At 73.4% G+C, this 24,716-nt stretch carries 22 protein-coding genes; 13 read left to right on the top strand and 9 right to left on the bottom strand.

Going from position 1 to position 24,716, the window contains the following annotated elements:
- Positions 1 to 31: 31 nt before the first annotated feature.
- Positions 32 to 712, top strand: a complete 681-nt coding sequence (locus ACFXDE_RS14330) for a TetR/AcrR family transcriptional regulator (RefSeq protein ID WP_380436408.1) — start codon at positions 32 to 34, stop codon at positions 710 to 712.
- Positions 713 to 813: 101 nt separating this feature from the next.
- On the top strand, positions 814 to 1,812 hold the full coding sequence (locus tag ACFXDE_RS14335; protein WP_380436406.1) for a YdcF family protein: 999 nt from the start codon (positions 814 to 816) through the stop codon (positions 1,810 to 1,812).
- Between the two features lie 206 nt (positions 1,813 to 2,018).
- Here the strand turns inward: ACFXDE_RS14335 and ACFXDE_RS14340 are convergent, their stop codons facing one another.
- Entirely contained in the window at positions 2,019 to 4,394 is a 2,376-nt protein-coding gene (locus ACFXDE_RS14340; RefSeq protein ID WP_380494093.1) for a Dyp-type peroxidase, read from the bottom strand.
- 166 nt (positions 4,395 to 4,560) lie between these two features.
- Positions 4,561 to 6,420, bottom strand: coding sequence for a galactose oxidase-like domain-containing protein (locus ACFXDE_RS14345; protein ID WP_380494095.1), 1,860 nt, complete (start codon positions 6,418 to 6,420; stop codon positions 4,561 to 4,563).
- A 252-nt stretch (positions 6,421 to 6,672) separates the two neighbouring features.
- Between ACFXDE_RS14345 and ACFXDE_RS14350 the strand changes: the two genes are divergently transcribed.
- Complete coding sequence (locus ACFXDE_RS14350; protein WP_380494097.1) at positions 6,673 to 7,119, top strand: hypothetical protein; 447 nt, start codon at positions 6,673 to 6,675, stop codon at positions 7,117 to 7,119.
- 135 nt (positions 7,120 to 7,254) lie between these two features.
- Here the strand turns inward: ACFXDE_RS14350 and ACFXDE_RS14355 are convergent, their stop codons facing one another.
- Positions 7,255 to 7,800 carry a PaaI family thioesterase gene (locus tag ACFXDE_RS14355; RefSeq protein ID WP_380494099.1) on the bottom strand — a complete coding sequence of 182 codons (546 nt, stop codon included), beginning with the start codon at positions 7,798 to 7,800 and terminating at the stop codon, positions 7,255 to 7,257.
- A gap of 203 nt (positions 7,801 to 8,003) precedes the next feature.
- Here ACFXDE_RS14355 and ACFXDE_RS14360 point away from each other — a divergent pair, with 203 nt between their 5' ends.
- On the top strand, positions 8,004 to 9,518 hold the full coding sequence (locus tag ACFXDE_RS14360) for a PHB depolymerase family esterase (protein WP_380494101.1): 1,515 nt from the start codon (positions 8,004 to 8,006) through the stop codon (positions 9,516 to 9,518).
- 22 nt (positions 9,519 to 9,540) lie between these two features.
- Here the strand turns inward: ACFXDE_RS14360 and mca are convergent, their stop codons facing one another.
- Both mca and ACFXDE_RS14370 read right to left on the bottom strand, forming a co-directional pair.
- Positions 9,541 to 10,416: a mycothiol conjugate amidase Mca gene (gene mca, locus ACFXDE_RS14365; protein WP_380494103.1), complete on the bottom strand. Its 876-nt coding sequence runs from the start codon at positions 10,414 to 10,416 to the stop codon at positions 9,541 to 9,543.
- 85 nt (positions 10,417 to 10,501) lie between these two features.
- Positions 10,502 to 11,968, bottom strand: a complete 1,467-nt coding sequence (locus tag ACFXDE_RS14370; protein ID WP_380494105.1) for an MDR family MFS transporter — start codon at positions 11,966 to 11,968, stop codon at positions 10,502 to 10,504.
- A gap of 158 nt (positions 11,969 to 12,126) precedes the next feature.
- On the opposite strand from ACFXDE_RS14370, the gene ACFXDE_RS14375 reads away from it, so the two are divergent.
- The 6 genes from ACFXDE_RS14375 to murQ all read left to right on the top strand — a co-directional run bounded on the left by ACFXDE_RS14375 (position 12,127) and on the right by murQ (position 17,479).
- The gene (locus ACFXDE_RS14375) at positions 12,127 to 12,825 is read left to right on the top strand and encodes a TetR/AcrR family transcriptional regulator (protein WP_380494107.1); all 699 of its coding nucleotides are present in this window, start codon (positions 12,127 to 12,129) and stop codon (positions 12,823 to 12,825) included.
- Between the two features lie 168 nt (positions 12,826 to 12,993).
- On the top strand, positions 12,994 to 13,674 hold the full coding sequence (locus tag ACFXDE_RS14380; protein ID WP_380494261.1) for a DUF6445 family protein: 681 nt from the start codon (positions 12,994 to 12,996) through the stop codon (positions 13,672 to 13,674).
- Between the two features lie 118 nt (positions 13,675 to 13,792).
- The gene (locus ACFXDE_RS14385; protein WP_380494109.1) at positions 13,793 to 14,854 is read left to right on the top strand and encodes an NAD(P)-dependent oxidoreductase; all 1,062 of its coding nucleotides are present in this window, start codon (positions 13,793 to 13,795) and stop codon (positions 14,852 to 14,854) included.
- Positions 14,855 to 14,956: 102 nt separating this feature from the next.
- The gene (locus ACFXDE_RS14390; RefSeq protein ID WP_380494111.1) at positions 14,957 to 15,589 is read left to right on the top strand and encodes an HAD family hydrolase; all 633 of its coding nucleotides are present in this window, start codon (positions 14,957 to 14,959) and stop codon (positions 15,587 to 15,589) included.
- A gap of 50 nt (positions 15,590 to 15,639) precedes the next feature.
- Positions 15,640 to 16,263 carry a TetR/AcrR family transcriptional regulator gene (locus tag ACFXDE_RS14395; protein WP_380494113.1) on the top strand — a complete coding sequence of 208 codons (624 nt, stop codon included), beginning with the start codon at positions 15,640 to 15,642 and terminating at the stop codon, positions 16,261 to 16,263.
- A 313-nt stretch (positions 16,264 to 16,576) separates the two neighbouring features.
- Positions 16,577 to 17,479, top strand: a complete 903-nt coding sequence (murQ, locus tag ACFXDE_RS14400; protein ID WP_380494262.1) for an N-acetylmuramic acid 6-phosphate etherase — start codon at positions 16,577 to 16,579, stop codon at positions 17,477 to 17,479.
- A 7-nt stretch (positions 17,480 to 17,486) separates the two neighbouring features.
- Here murQ and ACFXDE_RS14405 read toward each other — a convergent pair whose 3' ends face one another.
- Together ACFXDE_RS14405 and ACFXDE_RS14410 are read right to left on the bottom strand one after the other, a co-directional pair.
- Positions 17,487 to 17,999, bottom strand: coding sequence for an isochorismatase family protein (locus tag ACFXDE_RS14405; protein ID WP_380494115.1), 513 nt, complete (start codon positions 17,997 to 17,999; stop codon positions 17,487 to 17,489).
- A gap of 49 nt (positions 18,000 to 18,048) precedes the next feature.
- On the bottom strand, positions 18,049 to 18,750 hold the full coding sequence (locus ACFXDE_RS14410) for a TetR/AcrR family transcriptional regulator C-terminal domain-containing protein (protein WP_380494117.1): 702 nt from the start codon (positions 18,748 to 18,750) through the stop codon (positions 18,049 to 18,051).
- A 126-nt stretch (positions 18,751 to 18,876) separates the two neighbouring features.
- Here ACFXDE_RS14410 and ACFXDE_RS14415 point away from each other — a divergent pair, with 126 nt between their 5' ends.
- From ACFXDE_RS14415 to ACFXDE_RS14425, 3 genes are all read left to right on the top strand, one after another.
- Positions 18,877 to 20,151, top strand: a complete 1,275-nt coding sequence (locus tag ACFXDE_RS14415; RefSeq protein ID WP_380494119.1) for an MFS transporter — start codon at positions 18,877 to 18,879, stop codon at positions 20,149 to 20,151.
- Between the two features lie 222 nt (positions 20,152 to 20,373).
- Positions 20,374 to 21,843, top strand: coding sequence for a TolB family protein (locus tag ACFXDE_RS14420; protein WP_380494121.1), 1,470 nt, complete (start codon positions 20,374 to 20,376; stop codon positions 21,841 to 21,843).
- Between the two features lie 212 nt (positions 21,844 to 22,055).
- A complete protein-coding gene (locus ACFXDE_RS14425) occupies positions 22,056 to 22,625 on the top strand; it encodes a hypothetical protein (protein ID WP_380436372.1) in 570 nt (189 codons plus the stop codon).
- Between the two features lie 33 nt (positions 22,626 to 22,658).
- Here ACFXDE_RS14425 and ACFXDE_RS14430 read toward each other — a convergent pair whose 3' ends face one another.
- Together ACFXDE_RS14430 and ACFXDE_RS14435 are read right to left on the bottom strand one after the other, a co-directional pair.
- Positions 22,659 to 24,128 carry a glutamate synthase subunit beta gene (locus tag ACFXDE_RS14430; protein WP_380494123.1) on the bottom strand — a complete coding sequence of 490 codons (1,470 nt, stop codon included), beginning with the start codon at positions 24,126 to 24,128 and terminating at the stop codon, positions 22,659 to 22,661.
- A gap of 110 nt (positions 24,129 to 24,238) precedes the next feature.
- Complete coding sequence (locus ACFXDE_RS14435; protein WP_380494125.1) at positions 24,239 to 24,715, bottom strand: hypothetical protein; 477 nt, start codon at positions 24,713 to 24,715, stop codon at positions 24,239 to 24,241.
- Position 24,716: the final 1 nt, after the last annotated feature.

The raw sequence follows: 24,716 nt of genomic DNA on the forward strand, positions 1-24,716 counted from the left end.
CGGTCCGACCACAGGAGGCGTCCACACACCCATGCCGGAGAACGAGGGCGCCACACCGGCGCTGACCAGGGAAGCGCTGGCGCAGGCGGCACTGAAGGTCCTGGAACGGGACGGCCTCGCCGGGCTGTCGATGCGCAAGGTCGCCGCCGAGGTCGGCGTCAAGGCCGCCTCGCTGTACTGGCACGTGCGCAACAAGGAGGAGCTGATCGACCTCCTCAACGACGCGATCATGGCCAAGGCCGAACCGCCGCCGCGCGAGGGCGGCTGGCGCGAGCAGCTCCACGGGTACTGCCGGATCCACCGCCGGCTGCTGCTCGACAACCGCGACGCCGCCAAGGTCGTGGCGGGCCGGTTGGGCCTGGGCCCGCACATGCTCGCGATCCTGGAGGAGCAGCTCGACCGCCTCCGCGAGGCCGGCTTCTCCAACGCCGACGCCGCGATGGTCACCTACCTGCTCGGCACCTTCGTCCAGGGCTTCGTCCTCCAGGAGCAGGCGCCGGTCTCCGCCGCCGAGGCCACCGGCAGCAGCAGCCGCCGGGACGCCGTGGACGCGGCCGCCGACCGCTTCCGCTCCCTGCCCGCCGCCGAGTTCCCCACCCTGGTCGAACTCGCCGGCGACCTCACCGAACCCGACATGGACGCCCGCTTCGAGTTCTGCGTCGCACGCGTCCTCGACGGCCTCGCCACCCTGCTCCCCCCGGAGTCGAGGTAGCGGCGCCGGCCGCCCCCCTCGTGGCGCCATAACCGCTACCCACCGGCCGTGGTTCGCGCGCGAGTTCAGGGCGGGCGCGCTCGACACCTACGATACGAGGCATGTTCGCCTACGCTCCGGCCGTCCTGTTCTTCGTGCTGTTCGGGATAGGGGTGCTCCGCGACCGGCGCCGGTTCAGCAATGCCGTGCTGCTCGGGATCGCCGTCTCCTTCCTCTCGCTCGCCCTGCTCGCCGAACTGCGGCACGCGCCCACGCTGGTGGCCGAGTTGGCGGCGCTCGCCATCGTGCTGCTGCCGGCGCTCGGCACGGTGGCCCTGGTCTGGTTCCTGCTCGCCAACGGCGTGACCATGATCCGCAAGGAGGGCGTGCGGCCCGCCAACCTGCTGTCGCTGCTGGCCGGCCTGGGCATCGTCGGCGTCCTCGGCCTGCTGGTCCTCGCGGTCGCCACCGGCTCGCACCGGCTCGGCATCCTCGCGGTCACGTCCGTGCTGGTGGTCGGCTACGTCTCCTTCCTGTTCGTGTGCTTCGTCGGCTACGCCTTCCTCTACGGCCGCCACCGGCCGCGCCGGGACGTCGACTTCGTCGTGGTGCTGGGCTCCGGGCTGATCGGCGGCGAGCGGGTGCCGCCGCTGCTGGCCAGCCGGCTGAACCGGGGCCGCGAGGTCTACGAGGAGCAGGCCGCGCGGGGCAACCCGCCGGTGCTCATCACCTCGGGCGGCCAGGGACCGGACGAGAAGCTCCCGGAGTCCCACGCGATGGCCGACTACCTGCTCGAACGCGGCTTCCCCGCCGAGCACGTCGCCCGCGAGGACCGCTCGCGCACCACCGAGGAGAACCTGCTCTTCAGCAAGGCCATCATGGAGGGCGCCAAGCCCGACTACCGCTGCGTCGTCGTCACCAACAACTTCCACGCCTTCCGGGCTGCCCTCACCGCCCGCAGGACCGGCGTCAACGGCCACGTCTTCGGCTCCCCCACCGCCGCCTACTACTGGCCCAGCGCGACCATCCGGGAGTTCGCCGCCGTCTTCCTCTCCCACAAGCTCGTCAACTTCGGCATCTGCGGCCTCCTGGCCGTCTGCGGGATCCTCGCCGCGCTCTGACGCCGCACACCGATCGGGTCCCGGGCCCGGGGGGGCGGGCGGGGCCCGAACGGCGGCCGGGCGCCCGCGGGGCCCCGGGCGGGGCGGGGGGGGGGCCCGTGGGGGTCCCCCGCCCGCGATCTCCGCCCCACCCCGTGGCGGGCCCGGCCCGCTTGGGGGCGCCCGGGACCCGATGTCGTCCATCTCCCCGAAGGGTCCCGGAACGGCTACGGCCGGCGGCACCAGACCGCCGTCGGGCGGTCCTCGCGCAGCAGGTCGTCCTGGTGGTTGCCGCCGTGGTTGATCATGATCGTCCGGTACTTGTCCTGGTGGAACACCCAGTACCAGTGCTGACCGCCGCTCGGGTCGTCCCGGCCGGGAACGGCCAGGAAGGCGTCCACCCGCGTGACGCCCTCCAGCGAGCGCCAGAGGCCGAGCTGCCGGTCGTCCCGCTGGAGCCGGTCCGGGTACGCCCGGCCGGAGCGGCCGATGGAGATCAGCCGGTAGCGCTGGCCCACCGGGGTGTTGTGGAACACCCAGTACCAGTGCGAGCCGTCGCCGGCGGGCCGCATGTCGGGGACGGGCAGGAAGGCGTCCACGTGCGTGACGGGAGTCGTCCCGCCGAACGAGCTCCACCGGCTCACCGGCTGGTCCTCGGCCACCACCCGGCTCGCGTACGGCTCGGAGGCGTCGATCGAGATGTAACGGTAGGCCTGGTTGCCGCCCACGGTGTGGAAGACCCAGTAGTCGCACTTGCCGTCGACGCGCTGCTGGTCGAACACCGGCAGGATGGTGTCGATCCGGGTGACGCCCCTCAGCGCGGGCCAGGACGAGTACGGTCCGACGTTCCTGACCACGACCCCGGTGCGGTCGTCGACCGTGCCGGTGGTGAGCTGGCGGACCTCGGTGCCGCCGGCGCCGATCAGGCGGATCGTGCCCTGCTGGAACGTCCAGTAGCGACCGTCCACGTCGGGCAGCGGCAGGACGCAGTCCATCGGCAGGTTCTGCGCCACGACCGGCTGCCTGCCGTCGTCGACGAGCTCGCCGTTGAGACGGCCCTGGGCGAGCCGGCGCAGCGTGGTGATGGAGGGCGTGAAGCAGTAGAGCGCGCCGCGGGTCTGGACGAACGGGCGGAAGTCCAGCCCGGTGGTGGCCCGTTCGCCCGCCGGGGACCTGCCCTCCCAGCTGACCCGGCCGTCGTTCACGGTGGCGAGCTGGCCGCTGACCAGCGGGTCCGGGCCGGGCTTGGCCTCGCGGCCGGGCGGGAAGTCCGGGTCGTTGATCCAGTTGGCCTGGATGAACTCGAACTGGCCCACCAGGTCGGACTGGTAGCAGACGAAGAGCAGGCCGCGCTGGGCGTCGGGGCCGAACTCGGGGATGTCGCTGGTCGGGTCGAAGGGCTTCCCGTAGGGGGCGCCGCGCCTCATGATCCGGCGGGCGTCGATGAAGGCCTCGTCGACCGGAACGCCGTCGACGAGCCCGGCGCGGGGATTGGTCTTGCGCAGGTGGGAGAAGAGCGGGGTGATCAGGCCGTCCGGGTCCTCCGGGTCGCCGAGGTACTTGAAGTCGTTGTCCGCTCCGGCGGCCGGGTCGCCGGGCTGCTGGTCGGGGTACTTGCACACCGGCGCCCCGTTGCGCCAGCGGCCCACCAGCCGGGCGGCGAACCAGTCCCGCTTCGTGTCCTCCGGCACCGCCTTGAGGTCCTTCAGCCGCCGCAGCTGGGCGTCGACCTGCGCCCACCAGCCGGCGACGTCCTGCTCCAGGCGGCGCACCACCTGGAAGGAGCCGTTGTGCATCCAGGCGGGGACGGTCTTGGCGGCGGCTGTCTCCGGGGCGTGCGTCGCGGCGAGCTTCTTCCCGATGACGAACTCGCCGGCCGGGATGATCCGGGTGCCGGGGTGCTTCTTCGAGTAGAAGACCGTCTCGGCCCCCTCGCCGGTGAACCGGTTGGGGTCGGGCTCGTCGAAGCCCTCGACCTCCGGCTCGCTGACACCGTCCTTGAAGCCGAAGTGCTCCTTGCCCTTCTTGTCGCCCGCGAGGTGCTTGCCCTCCTGCTCGTAGACGACGACCGCGCCGGCCTGGCCGGCGGCCTGCTTCTGCTCCTTCACGGCGCTGTCGAGGTCCGCCGGGGTGTCGGAGGCGATGGTCAGCACCGCGTGGACGACCGGCTTGGTGGCGCAGCCGAACAGCCAGCGCTTCGGGTCGTTGTCGTCGGTGTCGCCGAGCGCGATCGACCGCGACGGGTCGGCCGGGCCCTGGATGAACGCCTCCAGCGTGTCGCCGGTCCTGGCCTCCGCCTTCAGGAGCTCCGGCTGCCCGGTGACGAACTGCAGGCCCTGGTAGGTGAAGCTGAGGCCCAGCCAGGTGGCCTTGAGCGCCGTCGGGTCGCTGCCGCCGGAGGACTGACGGGCTTCGCTGAAGGTCTCGTTGAACCGGGCGACCTCCTGGGTGGTGGCGATCCTGGGGGTGATCTTCTCCAGCCAGCTCCGCGCCGCCGAGGCGTCGCTGAACTGGAGGAGCAGCAGGGTCATGTGGTCTTTCTTGAATCCGGCGAGGATGTCGCCCTGGATCTCGGTGTCTTGACGCAGACTCAGGTCTGGCACGGGGTGGCTCCGTTCGTCGGCTCCGTCGGCTCCGTCGGCTCCGTCGGAGTGGCGGGAGTGGTCGGCGTGGTGTCGGCTCGGCGTGGGCGTGGGCGCGGTGTCGGCTCGGCGTCGGCGTGTGTCGATGGGGCTGCCGACGGAGGTGCCGGTGGGGCTGCCGGTGGGACTAGGGGTTCGGCGACAGCTGGATCCACTTGGCCACGCTGGGCACACCGGCGTCGTTGAGGAGGAAGATCATGTACCAGCCGGGCGGGGCGTCCGCGGCCGAGGCCGGGCTCTGGAAGACGAGTTGGCCGCCCGCGCGGCTCACCAGCTTGAGCTCCAGGCGGCGCTGGCTGGTGTCCACCGAGTGCGTGGAGGTGATGGGCGCGAGCAGGACGGCGCGGGCGGCCTGGGTCGGCGAGTTGGTGTTGATCCGGAACGTGGTGCCGTAGCCCACGGGGTCGGTCGGGGCGGTCCGGATGTCCGGGCGGCCGCCGGGCTGGTGCAGGTACGGCGGCTCGTAGATCTCGATGGTGCCGTTGTTGCCGGCCTTGATGTCCGGGTTGTTGGCGATCTGCTGGAGCTCGTCGCCGGTGACCATGATCCGGCCGTCCGGCAGGACCACCGCGTTGGAGTGGTAGCCGCGCGGCAGCCGCTGCTTGGGGCCGAGGGCCCAGTTGCCGTCGGCGTCGCGGAGTTCGACCTGGCGGAAGCGGTCGTCGGGGACGTTCGGGTTGTAGTCGCCGAGGCCGTAGTCGCGGATGCCGACGGCCCCGTTGACGGTGAACAGGTTGCCGTTGGGGAAGATGAGCGTGTCGTCCTGGGCGCGGCCGAGGTTCCTCGGCTTCTCCTTGGTCCACTGGCCGCCCGAGAACTTGAAGGTGTTCGGGTCCTTGTGGTCGCCGCCGAGGACGAGCACCGAGTCCGGGCCGCTGGTGCCGTTGGGCAGGGCGACCGCCGAGCCGTACAGGCGGGTGAAGCCGTCGGGGCGGTTGGGCAGGGCGCCGCGGGTCTCGTTCACCGGGTCGAAGACGAACTGCTGGTCGGCGCTGCGGCCGAAGCCGTAGATCTTCCCGTCCCTGAGCGAGAACAGGTGCGGGTAGTCCATCCGGTAGGGCGCGTCCGCCTTCCACTGGTCCAGCGGGAGGTTCTCGGGCACGCTCGACTTGCCGTAGGAGACGTCGACGCCCTTGGCCGGGAAGCGTTCGACGATGGGGGTCGGGGTGCCGTAGCCGAGTTCGGATTGGCCGGACATGATGGTCTGCCGGCCGTCGGCCCCCGTGACCACGGACGGGTACCAGCGGCCGACCGCCATGTCCCGTTCCTGGTGCCAGGTCTCGGTCCACGGGTCGAAGACCAGGGCGAGCTTGGCACCGGTGCCGCCGTTGCCGCCGAGGTTGCCGCCGAAGACGCCGACCATGCCGTTGGGCAGGTAGGAGTGACCGGCGCAGAAGAACGGCGCGGGGCGCGGCTCGTCCAGGCCGTCCGGCATGTTGACGTCCGGCGGCGGGACGGCCTTGAACGTGCCCGGGTCGGTGTCGTTCGCGGGCGGCGTCCACAGGTAGGCACGCCCGGCGTTCTGCTTGCCGATGACGTCGGTGGGCGCGGTCTCCTTCTGGGGGTTCTCCTCGACGGCCTCGAAGGAGAAGATCAGCACCTTGCCGGTGGGCAGCAGGGCGATGTGGTCCCCGTACTCGGGCGAGGGGATGTACTGCTTGAACCGGCCGAACTGCGCGGGGTCGTACTTCGCGTTGTCCTGCGCCTGGGTGGCGGTGAGCATGTTGAAGCGGTTGGTGCGGGTGGTCTGCGGATAGCCGGTCTGGACGGCCCGCAGGCCGATCCGGTCCCGCGCCATCCCCTCGGCGGCCGGGCGCCCGAAGGCGGCCACCTCGTCGGCCCGGACCTCGGCCCGCACCTGCTCGTCGGTGATGCGCGGCGCGCCGGTCCCGGCGAAGGGGTCGGTCACCGCGGCGGCGACCGGTGCGGGCGAGGTCAGGATCGTGGTGGTCGACAGGACGACGGTGACGGCACTGGACGCCAGCACCGCCCGGAGCCTTCTGCGCGAAGCTCCGGTTGACCTGGCGGGCAGGGTGCTGGGGGGTGTTCTACGTGGCATGGGGTTCCTCGCGACATGTCGGTCAGGGCTGCTCGGCAGCCGCACGGATGACAGCGATTCGCGGCCAGTAGACCACGCTAGGTAGTCGTTCGTAAGCAGACACCCCAGTCGCCCCATGATCGGCTGTCGACACACCGTCACCGTGCGTGGTTCCTGGCGGGGCATCACCATCGTGCTGAAATGGCCGCGCACCCCACCCCCGGACCCCAGGAGCGCCTCGTGCCCAGGAAGACCAGGATCGCCGTGACCCTCGTGACGGGAGTCGTCGTCCTCGCCGCCACGAGCGGCAGTGCGGCGGCGACGACGAGCATCCTCGCCCCGCAGTCGGTGACCGGCCCCACCCTCCGGGGCGGCGCCGACGGAAAGCCGCACGAGTTGCTCTGCCCGCCCGACGAGAGCGTCTACGGCGGCGGGTTCAGCATCACTCCCGGCGAGAACCGCAGACTCGACCGCCAGCCGACCGACGTCCTGGAGAACCGCCCGAACGACGACGCCACCGGCTGGATCGTCGCCGTCCGCAAGGACGACTGCCCGCCGGAGGGCCAGAAGGGCGAGCCCCGGCCCGCCGACCTCACCATCCGCATCGTGTGCACCGACGGCGAGAACAACACCAGCCTCGGCGGCTGACACGCCCGGCCGGCCGGAGGGCCCGCGGCATGTCGGCCGCCCACGGACCGGATCGGGCGGCCCAGCGCCTCGATCCGGTCCCGTTCCCGGCGCCGCGCCCGTCCCCGGCCCCGGCGCCCTTCCCGGCCCTTCGGCTCAGTCCGTCGAGCGCGGGCCCAGGATCGCGCACGTGGTGGTGGCGTGTGCGTACAGCTTGCCGGTCTCGGCACCGACCACCCTGGCCTCGGCGGTGGCGATCGTCCGGCCGAGGTGCACCACCTCGCCCTCGCAGCGCAGCAGGCCGGTGTCGGCGAACACCGGGCGCACCATGTGGACGTTCAACTGGGTGGTCGTGTAACCGAGTCCGGCGGGCAGGCGGCTCAGGACGGCGCAGCCGAGGGCCGAGTCGAGCAGGGTGGCGAGGAAGCCCCCGTGGACGGTGTTCATCGGGTTGTACAGGTGGTCACCGGGCTCGCCCTCGAACACCGCGAACCCCGGCTTGGCCGCGGTGAGGTGGAAGCCCAGCGTGCTGCAGATGGAGGGCTGGATCCGCCCGGCGATGATCTCCTGGAGGATCTCCTCGCCGGTCAGGTGCGCGTAGGCGGTCAGCGGCGGACCGGCCGTCCACGTGTGGGTGCGGGTCCGCAGTTCCCCGGTGACCAGCGGATTCGGCTCGTCGGTCGCAACCTCTTGATTCGTCATGGGATCAACCTGCCTTGTTCCCGTCCTTCCCTCAAGTGTCGCCCGGCACCGGGAAGTCGGCGCCGAGACGGTCGGCTTCGGGGTGGTGGTGCACGCCATGCCGGGCCGCTGGACGGCGGTCGCGCGCCACATGGCCACGGTGCACGGGAGGCGACACGCTGCACGGCATCCACGTCGACTCCTCCCCCACCCAGGAGCCTCCGATGTCCGTCCTCGCCGCGCTCGCCCGTACCTCCGCCGCCGCCGTGCTGACCGCCGGCACGCTCACCGGGACACTGGCCGCCGGGGCCGCTACTGCCTCCCCCACCGCCGCAGCCGCCGCAGCCGCCGGGACCGTCTCCCCCGCCGATTCCGCGGCCGATTCCCCGACCGGCACGTTCCAGCAGGTCACCGGCTTCGGCAGCAACCCCGGCAACCTCGCGATGTACGCCTACACCCCCGCCGGACTGCCCGCCGGCGCGCCGCTGGTGGTCGCGCTGCACGGCTGCCTCCAGACCGCCTCCGACTACTACCAGCACTCCGGCTGGACCAAGTTCGCCGACCTGTACGGCTTCGCCGTGGTGTTCCCCCAGACGAACGGCGCCAACAACAGCCTGTCGTGCTTCAGCTGGTTCGACGCGACCAAGGACGCCCGGGGCACCGGAGAGGCCGGTTCGGTGGCCCAGATGGTCGCCAAGGCCGAGGCGCTGTACGGCTCGGACGGCCACCGGGTGTACGTCACCGGGCTCTCGGCCGGCGGCGGCCTGGCGGCCGACCTGCTGGCCGACTACCCGGACGTGTTCGCCGGCGGTGCGATCGACTCCGGCCTGCCCGCGCACTGCGCCACCACCCAGGGCGCCGCCTCCGCCTGCCAGAACAGCGACCAGGGCCTCACCCCCGCCCAGTGGGGCGACAAGGTCCGGTCCGCGGACCCGGGGTACGCCGGGCCGTGGCCGCGGGTCGCGGTCTGGCAGGGCACCTCGGACACCGTCGTCCGGCCGGTGAACGCCACCGAACTGCGCGACCAGTGGACCGACGTCTGGGGCCTCCCCCAGCGCCCGACGTCGAGCCGCGCCCTGCCGGGCGGCACCACCGAGGACCTGTACGCCGACCCGGGCGGCCGGCCCGCCGTGGCGGTGTACTCCGTCGCCGGGATGGGCCACGGCCTCGCCGTCGACCCGGGCTCCGGCGCCGATCAGTGCGGCGCGACCGGCAGTTACTTCCTCGGCACCATCTGCTCCTCCTACTACACCGCGCAGTTCTGGGGCCTGTCCGGTGGTGGCGGGCCCACCACCCCCGGTCTGCCGGCCCCGACCGGGTTGACCGCGTCCGCGGCCGGGCCGGACTCGATCGGCCTCTCCTGGCAGGCCGTCAGCGGCGCGGTGTCCTACCAGGTGCTCCGCGACGGCTCGCCGGCCGGCACCGCGACCGGCACCTCCTTCACCGACACCGGGCTGGCCCCCGGCACCTCGTACACCTACACCGTGGCGGCGGTGGACGCCTCGGGGACCCTGGGCGCCAGGTCGGCGGCGGTGACGGCGAGTACCAGCGGCAGCGCACTGCAGTGCTTCACCGACAGCAACTACGCCCAGGTGCAGGCCGGCCGGGCCACCCAGAGCGGCGGCCTCACCTACGCGCTCGGCTCGGGGCAGGACATGGGCCTCTGGAACACCTTCGTCACGCACACCCTGCGGCAGACCGGACCCGGCTACTACGTCCTCGCGGACGGTCAATGCTGAACGGCGCATCCGCCGCCTCCTCTCACGATCGCAGTCCCTCGAACAGGTCGGCCTCGGGCAGTTCGGCCACGGCCGGCACGCAGGACCGGGCGAGGTGGTAGTCCTCCGTCGGCCAGACCTCGCGCTCGATGTCCCGGGGGTGGGCCATGAAGGCCACCCCGGGCTCGACCTGGGTGGCGTGCGCGAGCATCGCGGCGTCCCTGACCACGAACTGCTCGGCGCACGCTATCCGCGTGGTGGTCGCGAGGGCGGGCGGGGTGTCCGGCCAGCCGGCGAGCAACTCGCCCATGGCCGAGGGGACGCCCCGTTCCGTCATCGCGTCGTGCATGGTCCGGAACCAGGCCCGGGAGAGCGCCAGGTGGTAGTAGAGCTTCGCCGCCTGCCACGGCTCCCCCGCCGCCGGATAGCGGTCCGGATCGGCGGCGGCCTCGAAGGCCTCGACCGAGACCCGGTGCGTCATCACGTGGTCCGGGTGCGGGTACCCGCCGGTCTCGTCGTACGTGATGACGACGTGCGGACGGAACTCCCGGATCAGGGCGACCAGCGGGGCCGCGGCCACCTCCAACTCCTGGGCCGCGAAGCAGTCCTCGGGCAGGTCCTCCCCGGGCCCGGGCATCCCGGAGTCGGTGAAGCCGAGGAACTGCTGGCGCACGCCCAGGATCTCGCGGGCGGCGGCCATCTCCTGGCGTCGGATCCGCGGGAGGTCGGCCCGCACCTCCGGGCGGTCCAGCGCCGGGTTGAGGACGGAGCCGCGCTCGCCGCCGGTGCAGGTGGCCACCAGGACGTCGACGCCCTCGGCCGCGTACCGGGCGAGCGTGGCCGCGCCCTTGCTGGACTCGTCGTCGGGGTGCGCGTGAACGGTGAGCAGGCGGAGTCCGCCGGGGTGCTTGGTGAACATGAGTACTCCTTGGAAGTTGATCATTGAGGTGAGCGAACGGGACCGCCGCGCGGTTCCCGGATGAGACGGCTCCCCTGTCGCGCCGTCAGACCTGCTTGCGGGTGCCCGGGTAGAGCAGGGCGGGGGCTATCGAGAGGGCGGAGAGGGCCAGCACCCACCAGAAGGTGTCGCCGAAGGCCGCGGCCGGGTGGCCCGGGTGCCCGCTCCGGGCCTGCTGCAGGACCAGCGTCAGCACCGCGGTGCCGAGGGCGCCGCCGAGCCGGTTGAGCACGTTGACCGCGCTCGCGGCGGCCGGCACCTGGGCCTTCTCCACGCTGGAGTAGACCGCCGCCATCCCCGGTATGAGGATGATTCCCATGCCGACGCCACGCAGCGTCAGGGAGGCCGCCAGCAGCCGGTCCGCCGGACCGCCGCCCGCACCGAGCCGGGTGAAGGCGAGTGTGCCGAGCAGCGAGCAGGCGATGCCGAGCAGGATCAGCGGACGCGGTGCGAGCCGGTCCGCGATCCGCCCCGCAAGTAGCGAGGTGACCGCCGTGCCGAGGGCCTGCGGCGCCAGGAGCAGCCCGGCCTCCACCGCGCCGGCGTGCTCCACCTGCTGGTAGTAGAGCGGCACCAGGAACATCGAGCTGTAGAGCGCCGCGCCCTGGAGGAAGGAGTTCGCCGTCGCGACCGCGAAGCCGCGCCGCGCGAAGAGCCGCAGGTCGATCAGCGGCGCCCGACCCCCGCCGGCGGACGGGCGCAGCGCGTGCCACCCGTACGCGAGGAGGAGCAGGGCCCCCGCCGCGGCCGCCGCCGGGCCGGCCCAGCCGCCGTCAGCAATCACCGACAGCCCGTAGACCAGGCCCGTCAGGCCCGGGGAGAGCAGTGCCAGGCCGAGGCCGTCCAGCCGGGGACGGGCCTGCGCGGGACCGCCCTCCGACGGGAGCCAGCGGAGCGCCAGCAGCACGGTGACCAGCCCGACCGGGACGTTCAGCAGGAACATCCAGCGCCAGCTCAGGTGATCCAGCAGCACACCGCCGAGGATCGGGCCGAGGACCGGCGCGAGACTGATCGGGAGCAGCAGCGTGCCCATCACCCGCCCGATCCTGGACGGACCGGCCGCCTGCACCATGAGCGTCTGCCCGAGGGGCTGGATCATCCCCCCGCCGATCCCCTGGATGATCCGGAAGGCGATCAGGCTGCCCGTCGACCACGACAGCCCGCACAGCGCGGAGCCGAGGACGAACAGCACCACCGACGCGAGCCACGCGCGCCGGGCGCCGAACCGCCCGGCGGCCCAGCCGGACAGCGGCATGACCAGGGCTATCGCCAGCAGGTACCCGGTGGACACCCACTGGACCGCCGCCATCGAGCCGTGCAGGTCGCGGGCGACGGAGTCGATGCCCACGTTGACGATCGTGGTGTCCAGCAGTGCGAGCACCGGACCGAGCGCCAGCACCGCACCCATCTTCATCAGGCCCGGCGGCAGCGGCTCCCGCCCGGCGCGGACCGGCGTCCGCCCGGCCGTCCCCTCCGCCGGTTCCCTCTTCACCGTGGTGACCTTCGCGGTCATGGCCCCTCCCCGAGGTTCGACGTCGTGTCCACGCCCGTGCGGCCGAGGACTCCTCCGACGGCCTGTCCGGCCGCCGAGGAAGAACTTAGGTCGAACCCAGTGATTGGGTCAAGCATAATTTCTGTGCTCGACCCAGCGAACTACGCTAGGCTCGCGCCATGACCGACAGCACCCCGAACCTGCGCGAGCTCAACAAGCGCCGCACCCGCGAGGCGATCTCGCACGCCGCGACCAGGCTCTTCATCGACCGGGGCTTCGAGCGGACCACCATCGCCGAGGTCGCGACGGCCGCCGGCGTCGCCAAGATGACCGTCACCAACCACTTCCCGCGCAAGGAGGACCTCTTCCTCGACCTGCACGAGGAGATGGTCGCCAGGTACGCCCGAGCGGTCGCCGACCGCGCCCCCGGCGAGTCCGCCCTCGCCGCGCTGCGCCGCGCCTGCCTGGCCGAGATCGACCGGCGCGACGCCGCGCTCGGCTTCTCCGGCGAGGCGTTCGCCCGCACCATCACCGAGAGCCCCGCGCTGACCGCCCGGCTGCGCGAGCTGCACGAGCAGGGCGAGACGGCGCTCGCCACCGCCCTGGCCGAGGCCGCCCACGTGCCGGCCGGCGACTTCGAGAGCCGGGTCGCCGCCGGCCTGCTGGCGGCCGTCCCCCGGGCCGTCTCCACCGAGGTGTTCCGCCGCACCCTGGCCGGGGAGGACCACGAGGCCGTCGCGGCGGCCGTCCGCCCGTCCGCCGCCCGCGCCTTCGACCGCCTGGAGGGCGCGCTCGGCGACTTCGCCGTCCGGGCCGACGAAGCCGGGGCGGCCGACGAAGCCAAGGAAACCGAGGTGACCAAGGCAGCCGAGGAATGACCACGAACCGGGCGGGGCACGACCACCCGCCGGACCGCCGCCCGACCACGAACGACTGCACACCCGGCACCGAACCGAACGCCCGCACCCCGATCACCACTTGACGAAAGGTTGACCTGTTCACGGCAGAAAGTTGACGCCCGCCGCCCCTATCGTCGGCCCATGCCCATGCCCCCACAGCCCATCAGGCCGACGGCCCTGCCGGTCCTCCCCTACCGCAAGCCCACCCGCGGCCGGGACTACTGGGTCCTGGACAACGTCCTGCCCGATCCGGACGCCGTCCGCGAGCGCGTCCTGGCCCGCGGCGACTGGACCGAGGGCTACCCGCACCGCCCGGAGACCTGGCCCGGCCTGCGCACCATGCCCGGCCTGGAGCCCGGCGAGCTCGCCCGCGTCGAGGCCCAGGTCCGCAAGGCCACCGGCGCCTCCCGGCTCTGGGTCCAGAGCACACCGGGCGGCGGCACGCTCAACCACAACTGCGTCCAGGTCGTCGGCGCCGGCGAGTCGGAGTCCCGTCCGCACACCGACTCCCGGGCGCTCTGCCGCTACGCCGCCGTGCTCTACCTGAGCCCCGGCGCCCCCAAGGACGCCGGCACCAGCTTCTACCGCCAGCAGTTCCCCGGCGGCCGGCTCGGCGGCAACCTCGTCAACGCGCCGCACAACAACCTCGTGGAGGCGCTCGGCACCCGCCACGTGCCCGCCGACCACTTCACCGAGGACGTCCGCGTCCCGAACCGCTACAACCAGCTGCTCCTCTACCACGCCAACCTCATCCACAGCGCCACCACCTACTACGGCACCGAGCTGGCGGACCGCCGGATGACGGCCGTCTTCTTCTGGATGGCCTGACGCGCCGCCGGCCGACCGTCCCGACGGACGGCCCGGCGGAGGGCCCGATGACCGTCCCGACGGACGGCCCGATGACCGTCCCGACGGACAACCCGACCGAACGGCACGCACCTTCACCATGGATCACCCGCGAGTCCTCCTGCTCGACGCCGCCCCCGGTCCGCTCCTCGACCGCGAACTGGAGCGCCTGACCGGCCACCGCCTGGCCGTCACGCTCAACCTCCGGCGCGTCGAGGACCGGGCGGGTGCCCGGTCCGCCTGGTCGGAGCTCGTCGAGTTCACCGACCTCGACCCCTTCGACGAGGCGTCCCTGATGGCCGAGTTCAGCCGCGGACCGGGCTTCGACGCGCTCAAGTCCCGCGCGGGCGTGCCCCTGCGCGCCGCCTTCCTCGCCGCGGCGACGGCCCCCGAACGACACCGCCCGCTGCGGGTGATCGGCCGCGCCGGAGCCGGCACCGACCACGTGGACCTGGCCGCCGCGGCCCGGTGCGGCATCACCGTCACCCACGCCCCGGGCTCCAACGCGAACGCCGTCGCCGAGTTCGCCCTCGCCCAACTGCTCACTCTCACAAGGGACCTGTCCGCCCACAACGAGAGGTCGCACCGAGGAGCCTGGGGCGCACCCGCGACCCCGCCGCGCGAACTCTCCGAACTCACCCTCGGCATCGTGGGACCGGGCCTGATCGGCACGGCACTCGCGACACGCGCGTCCGCCCTCGGCATGACCGTCCAGGCACACGCGCGCCGTCCGACCGCGCCACCGATACGGCACGTCCCGTCTCTCGACACCCTCCTCGCCACCAGCGACGTCGTGTCCCTGCACCTCCCACTCACCCCGCAGACGCGCCAATTGATCGGCCGACGCGAACTCGCCCTGCTCCGACCGGGATCGGTGCTCCTCAACACCGCGCGCGGCGGCATCGTCGACGAAGGGGCGCTCGCCAACGCCCTGCGCGACCCCGCCCACCCCCTCGCGGCCGCCGCCGTGGACACCTTCGCCCACGAGCACGCCGCCTTCGCCTCGCCCCTGTTCGGCCTGCCCAACGCCCTGCTCACCCCGCACGTCGCGGGCATGACCCGAACGGCCATGGCCGAGGCCGCCCTCCGCTGCGCCGACCACCTCGCCGCACTCCTCGCCGGACGCCCCGAAGGCATCCCGGTCGCCTCACCCGCCCGGTAGCAGCACCCGGCCCGCGACCCCGCCGGCCGCCCCTGTCACGCCCCTGTCACAGAGCGCGCGAACCGCTTGACCCGGCCGGTCCCCGCCCGCCGACAGTGGGTCATGGACGAACGCTGCATCATCCTCGACATCGGCGGCGTGCTGGAGCACACGCCGCGAACCGGCTGGATTCCTTACTGGGAACGGGAGTTGGGCTTGTCGCCGGGCACCGTCGACCAGCGTCTGGAGGACGTCTGGCACGCCGGCTCGATCGGCGCCGTCGACGAGGCGGAGGTGCGCCGACAGGTGGCCGCCCGACTGCGCCTCGACCCGCCCCGGGCGACGGCGTTCATGGCCGACTTCTGGGCGGAGTACCTCGGGACGCCGAACGTCGAACTCATCGCCCACGTACGCGGCCTGCGGCACCGGACCCGGCTCGGGATCCTGAGCAACAGCTTCGTCGGCGCCCGCGAGCGCGAGGTGAGCCGCTACGGCTTCGACGAGCTCGTCGAGGACGCCGGGCACATCGTCTACTCACACGAGATCGGTGTGGAGAAGCCCGACCCGCAGGCCTTCGAGAAGGCTTGCACGATCCTCGGCGTCCGCGCCGCCGACTGCCTCTTCGTCGACGACCACGCGCCGAACGTCGAAACCGCCCTGACCCTGGGCATGCAGGCGCACCTGTTCGACGACAACCACCGGACGATCGCCCGCATCGCCGAATTCCTGTCCACTGACGGCGAGTTCCAAAACTGACGGCCGATAACCCATTGACGGAGTGAGTGCTCACTCCACATCATGGAGTCATGACCGAGACACCTGGCACCCAGCCCGCCCGACGCCGGGCACCCGCGATGGACCCGGAGCAGCGGCGCGCGATGATCGTCGCCGCCGCGCTCCCCCTCGTCGTCGAGTACGGCGCGTCCGTGACGACGGCCAAGATCGCCCGGGCCGCCGGCATCGGCGAGGGCACGATCTTCCGCGTCTTCGACGACAAGGACGCCCTCCTCGCCGCGTGCATGGCCGAGGTCCTCAACCCCGACGACACGATCACCCACCTCGCCGCGATCCCCCTGGACCAGCCCCTCGCCGACCGGCTGGCCGAGGCCGCCGACGTCGTGCGCGGACACCTGACCCGCATCGGAGCCGTGGCCGGAGCCCTCATGGCGGGTGGCCGGCTGGAGCGGCCCGGGCCCGGCCCGGACGGCAAGCTGCCCGACCGCGAAGCCGGACTGGCCCGGCCGCGCGCCGCCCTCGCCGCCCTGTTCGAGCCGGACCACGACGCGCTGCGGCTCAGCCCGGAACGCCTCGCCGACGCCTTCCAGCTGATGATCATGTCCTCCGGCCGCCCCGGCGCCCCCGACCCGCTCACCACCGCCGAGCTCGTCGACCTCTTCCTCCACGGCGCCCTGCAGAGCGCCCCGCGGTGACCGGACGCCAGGCGACTGCCCCGGACCGGAGCCGTCGATCACCGCAACGGCGAGGCTCCGCAGTCACCCCCGGGCCCAGCCGGAACGCTCCGGCGGGCTGAGCCGCCCCGGCGTCCCGATGGCGGCGCCCCACCTCGGTGTGGGCGCCGCCATCGCACACCCGTACACCGGCCGCTCGGCCATCGGCGTCTGCCCGGGTTGGCGGCCGTCACCCCCGGGGAGGCTGAGCGGCATGAACCAGCCCGCACTCCCGATCGCCGAAACGATCACCGAAACGACCGCCGGAACGACCGCCGGAACGACCGCCGAAGCAATGGCCGAAGCGACCACCGAGACGACCACCGAGACCGTCCGCCCCGACTGGGCGGAGATCGACGGGCTCCCGACTCTCGACCTCCTGCACCTCATGAACGCCGAGGACCGGACCGTCCCCGCGGCCGTCGCCGGGCAGCTGGAGCGCATCGCCGCCGTCGTGGACGGGGCCGCCGAGCGGATGCGGCGGGGCGGGCGCCTGATCTACGCGGGCGCCGGGACGGCCGGGCGGCTGGGGGTGCTGGACGCCGCCGAGTGTCCGCCGACCTTCGGCACCGACCCCGGCCGGGTCGTCGGGCTGATCGCCGGCGGTCCGGCGGCCGTCACGGCGGCGGCCGAGGGCGCCGAGGACCGCGCCGACCTCGCCGCGGCGGACCTGGCCGCCCTGGCACTCACCCCGGACGACATCGTGATCGGCGTCTCCGCCTCCGGCCGGACGCCCTACGCGGTGGCCGCCGTCCGGTGCGCCCGCGCCGCCGGTGCGCTCACCGCCGGGCTGGCGGGCAACCGCGGCTCGGCGCTCGTCGCGGCCGCCGAGCTGCCGATCGAGGTGGTCACCGGCCCGGAGGTCCTGGCCGGCTCGACCAGGCTCAAGGCGGGCACGGCGCAGAAGCTCGTGCTCAACCTCATCTCGACGGCCGTCATGGTCCACCTGGGCCGTACGTACGGAAATCTGATGGTCGACGTCCGCGCCACCAACGCCAAGCTGCGTGACCGCGCCCGCCGGATCGTCACCGAGGCCACCGGCGCCGCCGACGCGGACGTGCGCCGCGCCCTGGCGGCGACCGACGGCCGGGCCAAGGACGCGGTCCTCGTCCTGCTCGCGGACGTCGACGCGCCGACCGCCGCCCGTCTGCTCACGGACTGCGACGGCCGGCTCCGCGAAGCCCTCAAGCGCGCCTGAGGGATCATCAGCCGAACGTCAGCTCGGCCTTCCCGGCGACCGCCCCGAGCCGCGGGAAGGAGTGCGCCACCGGCGCGCGGTGCTCCTCCTCCGTGAGCGCGGTCATCGCGTCCTCGACGAACACGACCTCGTAGCCGAGGTCGACGGCCGCGCGGGCCGTCGACTCGACGCCGAGGTTGGTCGCGATGCCGGCCAGCACGACGGTCCTGACACCCCGCGCCCGCAGCAACTCGTCCAGCCCGGTCGCGTGGAAAGCGCCGATCGTGCGCTTGACCACGACCTCGTCGGCCACCGCCGCGACCTCCGCGACCAGGTCGCTGCCCGGCGGCTGCTCGGCGACGTTCGGCCGCTCGACGCGCACGGCGACGACGGGGGCACCGGCCTCGCGGAAGACCCCGGCCACTTCCAGCGAGGCCGCGAGGACCTCCGTGCCGGGGCGCGGGGCGAGCGGGTTGGCGACGATCCGGTCCATCAGATCGACGAGGACGAGCGCGGTGCTGCGGGCATCGAGGGTTCGCATGGCGCTCACGCTAGTGGATCTCCCGGCACCCGGAATCCGCCCCCTCTCCTCAAGCGGACTCCCCGGACTCCCCGACGTCGCCGGACTCCCCGACCTCCCCGACCTCCCCGACCTCGCCGGACTCCCCGGCCTCCCGTGCGATCTCCGCACGGAACCCCTCGATCATGACCCGCAGCCCGTACTCGAAGTCGGCGTCGTGGTCGGCCATCCGCAGCACGTCGGCGGCCTCGCGCAGCAGCGGCAGGTCGCGAAGGGCGTCGTCGTCGTAGAGCGGCGTGTCGCGGTCCTCGGCGTCCTGCCGCCAGGCCTGCTCCTCGGTGACCCAGCCCATGATGTACCGGTCGACGGCGAGCAGCAGCCGCAGGGCCGTGCGCGGCCGCAGCCCGGCCCGGCAGAGGGCACTCACCTGGGCCTCGACTGCCGGGAGTTCATCCTCGCTGGGCAGGGTGCCGGCGTGCACGCGCGCACCGTCGCGATAGGCGAGCAGCGCACGGCGCTTCGCGCGGGCGTCGGCGGCGATCCAGTCCGGCCAGTGCTGCGGGTCGGGGGTGCGGTCGGGCGGCAGGGCCTCGGCGAGCATGGCCTCGGCCATGAGGTCGAGCAGTTCCCGCTTGTTCTTGAAGTGCCAGTACAACGCCGGTGACTGGACGCCGAGTTCGCGCGCCAGGCGGCGGGTGGTGAGCCCGTCGATGCCGACCTCGTCGAGCAGTCGCAGCGCGGTGCGCACCACCTCGTCACGTTGCAGCGCCATGCCGACCGCCCTCCGAACCCGTTCCGCGTCGTTCGCCCGCCTTATTCGCTTGCCCATCAACTTTATCGCCGATAAGGTCGGCGCCGGAATTTATCAGCGATAAGGACAGCATCGAGGACCACACCCATGCCCACCCCGCCCTGGCTCGACACGGCGCCCTGGCGCTCCTCCCGGGACTTCCGCCTGACCTGGACCTCCGGCACGGTCACCCTGCTCGGCTCGGTCTTCACCATGACGGCGATCCCGCTCCAGATCGCCGACCTCACCGGCTCGCCGCTCGCCGTCGGCGCGGTCGGCGCGGTCGAACTCGTGCCGACGATCCTGTTCGGCCTGTACGGCGGCGTGCTCGCGGACCGCGCCGACCGCCGCACCGTCGCCCTCGTCACCGAGATCGCGCTCGCCGTCCTCAGCGCGCTCCTCCTCGCCAACGCGCTGCTCGGCACGCCCGCGCTGTGGCCGCTGTACGCGGCGGCCGGGCTCGCGGCGGCGCTCCAGGGGCTCCAGCAGCCCTCGCTGGAGGCGATGATCCCGCGCCTCGTCCCGCACGATCAGCTGGTCGCGGCCGGCGCGCTGCTGTCACTGCGCTGGAGCGTCGCCGGACTGGCCGGCCCGGCCGCCGCCGGCCTCGTGATCGCGACGGCGGGCGTCCCGGTGGCGTACCTGGTCGACGTCGCCACCTTCCTGGTCTCGATCGCGCTGCTCGCCGCCGTCCGCCCGGTGCCGTCCGAGCGGGACGCCGAGGCCCCGCAGTGGCGCGAGTTCACCGAGGGCGCCCGGTACGCGGCCCGCAGGCCGGATCTGCTGGGCACCTACCTGGCCGACCTCGCGGCCACCGTCTTCGCCCTTCCCACCGCACTCTTCCCCTTCCTCGCACGGGAGTTGGACGCCGTATGGGCCCTCGGCCTGCTCTACGCCGCCTCGGCGGCGGGCAGCCTGGTCGCCGCCACCACCAGCGGCTGGACGGACCGCGTGCACCGGCACGGCCGCTTCGTGCTCCTCTCCGCCGCGGCGGTGGGCCTCGCGATGGCCGGCGCCGCAGCCGTGCCGCACCTGTGGGCCGTCCTCGCGTGCCTCGTCGTCGCGGGCGCCGCGAACTGGACCGGCGACACCTTCCGCAGCGCCATCTGGAACCAGTCCATTCCGGACGAACTCCGGGGCCGCACGGCCGGGCTGGAGATGCTCATCGGCTCCGCGGGACCGGCCCTCGGCGACCTGCGCGCCGGTGGACTCGCCGCCCGGCAGGGCATCCGCGCGGCACTGCGCACCGGCGGGCTCCTCTGCCTGACCAGCGTCGCCGCCCTCTCCGCCGCCCTGCCCACTCTGTGGCGCTACGACCGCCGCACCGACCCGCACGTCCGGGCCGTCCGCGCGGCCGCGCAGGCCGAAGAGGCGGCGCGGTGACGCCACCGGGCCGCGCCGGGGCGGAGACGCCGCGTCCGGTCGCCGGCACTCGGCAGGCAGCCTCGGCAGGCCGTACTCGGCAGGCAGTGCGAGAACGATTGACGTGAATACGCCGCCCCGGCCGCACAACCGTTGACCCCTTCCCCATCAGGCGCTTGGCTCACTCCGGGCCGGCCGCCGGGGAGTCGAGCGCGGCCCGCCGATCCCAGGGGAGGGACCACGATGAACCGAGCACGCCCGACGCGCCACGTCCTGCGCGCCGCCTGCACACTGGCCGCGGCGGCGCTGGCCTGCGCGGCGGCCGCGCCCGCGCACGCCGACGCGCCCACCGGCGTCACCGAGCGGGTGACGGTCGGCACCCCGGGCTCGCAGCCCGACGGAGCCTCGAACGCGCAGGGCCTGAGCGCGGACGGCCGCTTCGCCGTCTTCACCTCCAGCGCCTCCAACCTCCTGCCCGGCAGCGGCAACGGCCGGACCAAGGTCTTCGTCCGCGACCTGTGGACGGGCAAGGTCGAACGGGAGGACGTCGGCACCGCCGGGGCCGACGCCGACCTCGACTCCTACGAGGCCACCATCAGCGGCAACGGCCGCTTCGTGGCGTTCACGTCCTCCGCGACGAACCTCGGCTCCGGCGCCGGCCGCGCCACCCCGGACGTCTACGTCCACGACCGCCTGACCGGGAGGACCGAGCCGGTCGCCGCCACCGATCCGGCGAAGCCCCAGACCGGCCACTCCGCCGGCACCCCGTCGATCAGCTGGGACGGCCGTTACGTCGCCTTCCAGTCCGACCGCACCGACCTCGCCCCCGCCGGCATCACCCCGCACGGCGGCACCATCTACGTCACGGACCGTCGGACCGGGAAGACCCGCCTGGTCAGCATCGGCGCGGACGGCACCGCGGCCAACGGCTCCTCCGCCTCGCCGGTGATCAGCGCGGACGGCCGCACCGTCGGCTTCATCTCCAAGGCGACCAACCTCATCGCCCAGGACAAGCCCGGCGCCTTCCCCGAGGACGCCTTCGGCGACCTGACCACCGCCGACGACCTCGCGCCCGGCAGCAGCAGCACCAGCACCGGCAGCGGCACCGGCACCAGCACCGGCACTGGCACCGGCACCAGCAGCCCCAGGATCCTCAAGCCCCGCAGCTACCCGTTCTACGTCCGCGACCTCGACGACGAGGAGACCCGCCTCGCCAGCCCGGACGGCAAGGGCGGCTCGCGCGGCGTGGAGAACCCGAGCCTCAGCCCCGACGGCCGGTTCGCGGTCTTCTCCGCCCCCGTCTTCCACGGCACCGGCCCGTGGGACCGTCACTTCGAGGTGTTCGTCCGCGACCTGGAGCAGGGCACCGAGCGCTCCGTCACCGTCGCCCTCCCGGGCACCACGGTCCGCTCCGACGCGTGGGAGGGCCGGATGACGGCGGACGACCGCTGGGTCTACTTCAGCTCGACGGCCGACGACCTCGTGCCCGGGGACACCAACAACGCCTCCGACGTCTTCCGGTTCGACCTGTGGAGCAACCGCACCGAGCGGGTCAGCGTGGCCACCGACGGCTCGCAGAGCACCGGCGGGTCGAGCGCCCCGTTCGTCGACGCGTTCGGCACCACGGTGCTGTTCACGTCGGAGGACGGCACCCTCGTGCCGGACGACTCCAACAAGCTCCCCGACGTGTTCGTCCACAGGTACCGGTTCTGACGGACCGCCACCGCCACCCCACCGGGCCTGCCGCGCGATCAACCGCGCAGCAGGCCCGTTCTGTTCACGTCAAGCGAATAGTTTCCACGACTCTGTTGACTGACACTTTGTCAACAGTTCACCATTCACGGTCTACCCGCATAGATTCCATGGTGGTGGCATGGACACACCGCCCGGCGAAGGAAGCCGGGCCGCCACAGGAAGCTCCCCACATGCTTCGTTCCCAGCGCCTCGCCCCCGCCGTGGCCGCCGTCGTCCTCACCGTCGGCGCGCTCGCCGCCGGCGGCACCGCGCACGCCGCCGCCCCCACCCAGCACCGCGCCGCAGCGCCGCTCGACCAGACCTGCTCGCAGGCCTACCTCCCGCTGCCCGACCCGGCCTGCACCCCCGGCGCCACCAACCCGGACGTCACCCAGGCCACCATCGACGACACCATCTGCGTGCCGGGCTACAGCACGTCCATCCGCCCGCCGTCCAGCTACACCACCAAGCTGAAGATCCAGCAGATCGCGGCGTACGGCTACAGCGACACCAACACGTCCGACTACGAGGAGGACCACTTCATCCCCCTCTCCCTCGGCGGCCACCCGACCGACCCGAACAACCTGTGGCCGCAGCCGCACTACGCCACCGGCAGCAACGGGTCGACCTCGACGGACAAGGACAGCGTCGAGTACAAGCTCTACCGGGCCGTCTGCAACCACCAGGTGGACCTCGTCCCCGCCCAGCAGGCGATCGTCACCGACTGGACCACCGCCCTGTCGGTCCTCGGCCTGAGCTGACGGCCCGGGTGAGGGGGCAGGTCCACTGCCCCCTCACAGCGTCAACGCCCGCGCCGAAGCCCGGATCGGAGCCGGGAGCTCGGTGACGCCCCGCAGGTAGCGGTCCACCGCCGCGGCCGCCGCCCGCCCCTCGGCGACCGCCCACACGATCAGCGACTGCCCGCGCCCCGCGTCACCCGCGACGAACACGCCGTCCGTGCCCGTCGCGAAGCCGTCGTCCCGGGTCAGCGCACCGTCCGGGCCGGTGGCGAGCCCGAGTTGGGGGATCAGCTCCTGGTCCGGTTCGGGCCCTGCGAAGCCCAGCGCGAGCAGTGCCAGCCCGGCCGGCAGGCTCCGCTCGGTGCCCGGCCGCGGCCCGCGGTCCGGCGGCTGCGCCTCGGCGAAGCGCACGGCCGCGAGCCGCCCGTCCGGGCCCGCCTCGAAGCCGACGGCCACCGCCGCGAACACCCGTGGCCCGGCCGCCGCCGCGCCCGCCTCCTCGTGCGAGGTCGTCTCCCGGTAGACCTTCGGGTGCACCGGCCACGGCTGCCCCGCCGCCCGGCGCTCCGGCGGGCGCGGGTTGATGTCGAGCTGGGTGACGGACGCGGCGCCCTGGCGCAGCGCCGTGCCGAGGCAGTCCGCGGCGGTGTCCCCGCCGCCGACGATCACGACGTGCCGGCCCTCGGCGGACAGCGGCGAGTCCGGGCGGTCGCCCTCGTCCACCCGGTTCGCCCAGGTCAGGTAGGCGATCGCCTGGTGCACGCCGGGCAGGTCGCGGCCCGGCAGCGGAAGTTCGCGGCAGGCCGTGGCGCCCACCGCGACCACCAGCGCGTCGCACCCGGCCCGCAGCTCCCCCGCCGCGACGTCCCGGCCGACGCGCACGCCGCAGCGGAAGCCGGTGCCTTCTTCCCGCATCTGGTCGAGCCGCCGGTCGAGCCGGTGCTTCTCCAGCCGGAACGGCGGGATGCCGTAGCGCAGGAGCCCGCCGGGGCGGTCGGCCCGCTCGTACACCGTCGTGGCGTGCCCGGCGCGGGTGAGCTGCTGGGCCGCCGCCAGCCCGGCCGGGCCCGAGCCGACCACGGCCACCCGCCGCCCGCTCGGTACGTCCGGCGGGCGGGGCCGGTCCCAGCCGCTCTCCCACGCGCGGTCGGCGATCGCCAGCTCGACGTTCTTGATGGTCACGGCGGCGCCGTCGATCGCGAGCACGCACGCGCTCTCGCAGGGCGCCGGGCAGAGCCGGCCGGTGAACTCGGGGAAGTTGTTGGTGGCGAGCAGCCGGGAGGCCGCCGCCCGCCAGTCGCCGTCGGCCACCAGCCGGTTCCACTCGGGCACGATGTTCCCGAGCGGGCACGCGTCGTGGCAGAACGGGAGGCCGCAGTCCATGCACCGGCCCGCCTGCCCGCCGACCACCGGGAGCAGCGCCCCGGGCCGGTACACCTCGCGCCAGTCCCCCACCCGCTCGTGCGCGTCCCGCCGCGCCCGCTCCGCGCGCGGGGTGGTGAAGAAGGCCATCCGGTCTGCCATAGCGGCCTCCGGCAGGACGTGCCGTGCAGGGAACGTCCGGGGCGCGCCGGACGCGCCACCGTGTGGCCACCGTACGCCCACGAAGGGTGGGGGCGCGAGGGCGGCCGGACCTACGCGCGCCGGGTGAACTCCATGGTCCAGTTCGTCACCCAGGTCGCGCCGCCGTCCGTGGAAAAGGCCTGCTCCCAGCGCGCCGAGTCCGCCGTCACGCCCGACCACACGAACCGTGCCCGCACCGGCGTGCCGTCGTATTCGTCGTCCCCGAAGAACTCGCCGCGCCTGTCCGCCCACCGCCCGGCGACCGGCGGGAACAGCGTGCCCGTGCGGGTGCTGGACCAGTACAGCGACCACTCCTCGCGCGCCGGGTCGTACAGCCGCAGGGTGAGCCCGGAGAAGCCCTCGGTCGGGAAGTCGATCTCGTCGACGTTCGCGTTGCCGCCGAAGTGCCGCGAGCCCCGCGTCACGCCCGGGAACTCCTCCCACGGGCTGCGCGGGTCGAGGAAGTCGGCGCGGCGGCGGTTGGCCACGTCCCATTCGCCCACGAGGAAGTCGAAGTCGGTTCGTCCGGTGTTGTTCTCAAGTCCCATG

It is taken from the genome of Kitasatospora sp. NPDC059408 (assembly GCF_042751525.1).
Classification (GTDB): Bacteria; Actinomycetota; Actinomycetes; order Streptomycetales; family Streptomycetaceae; genus Kitasatospora.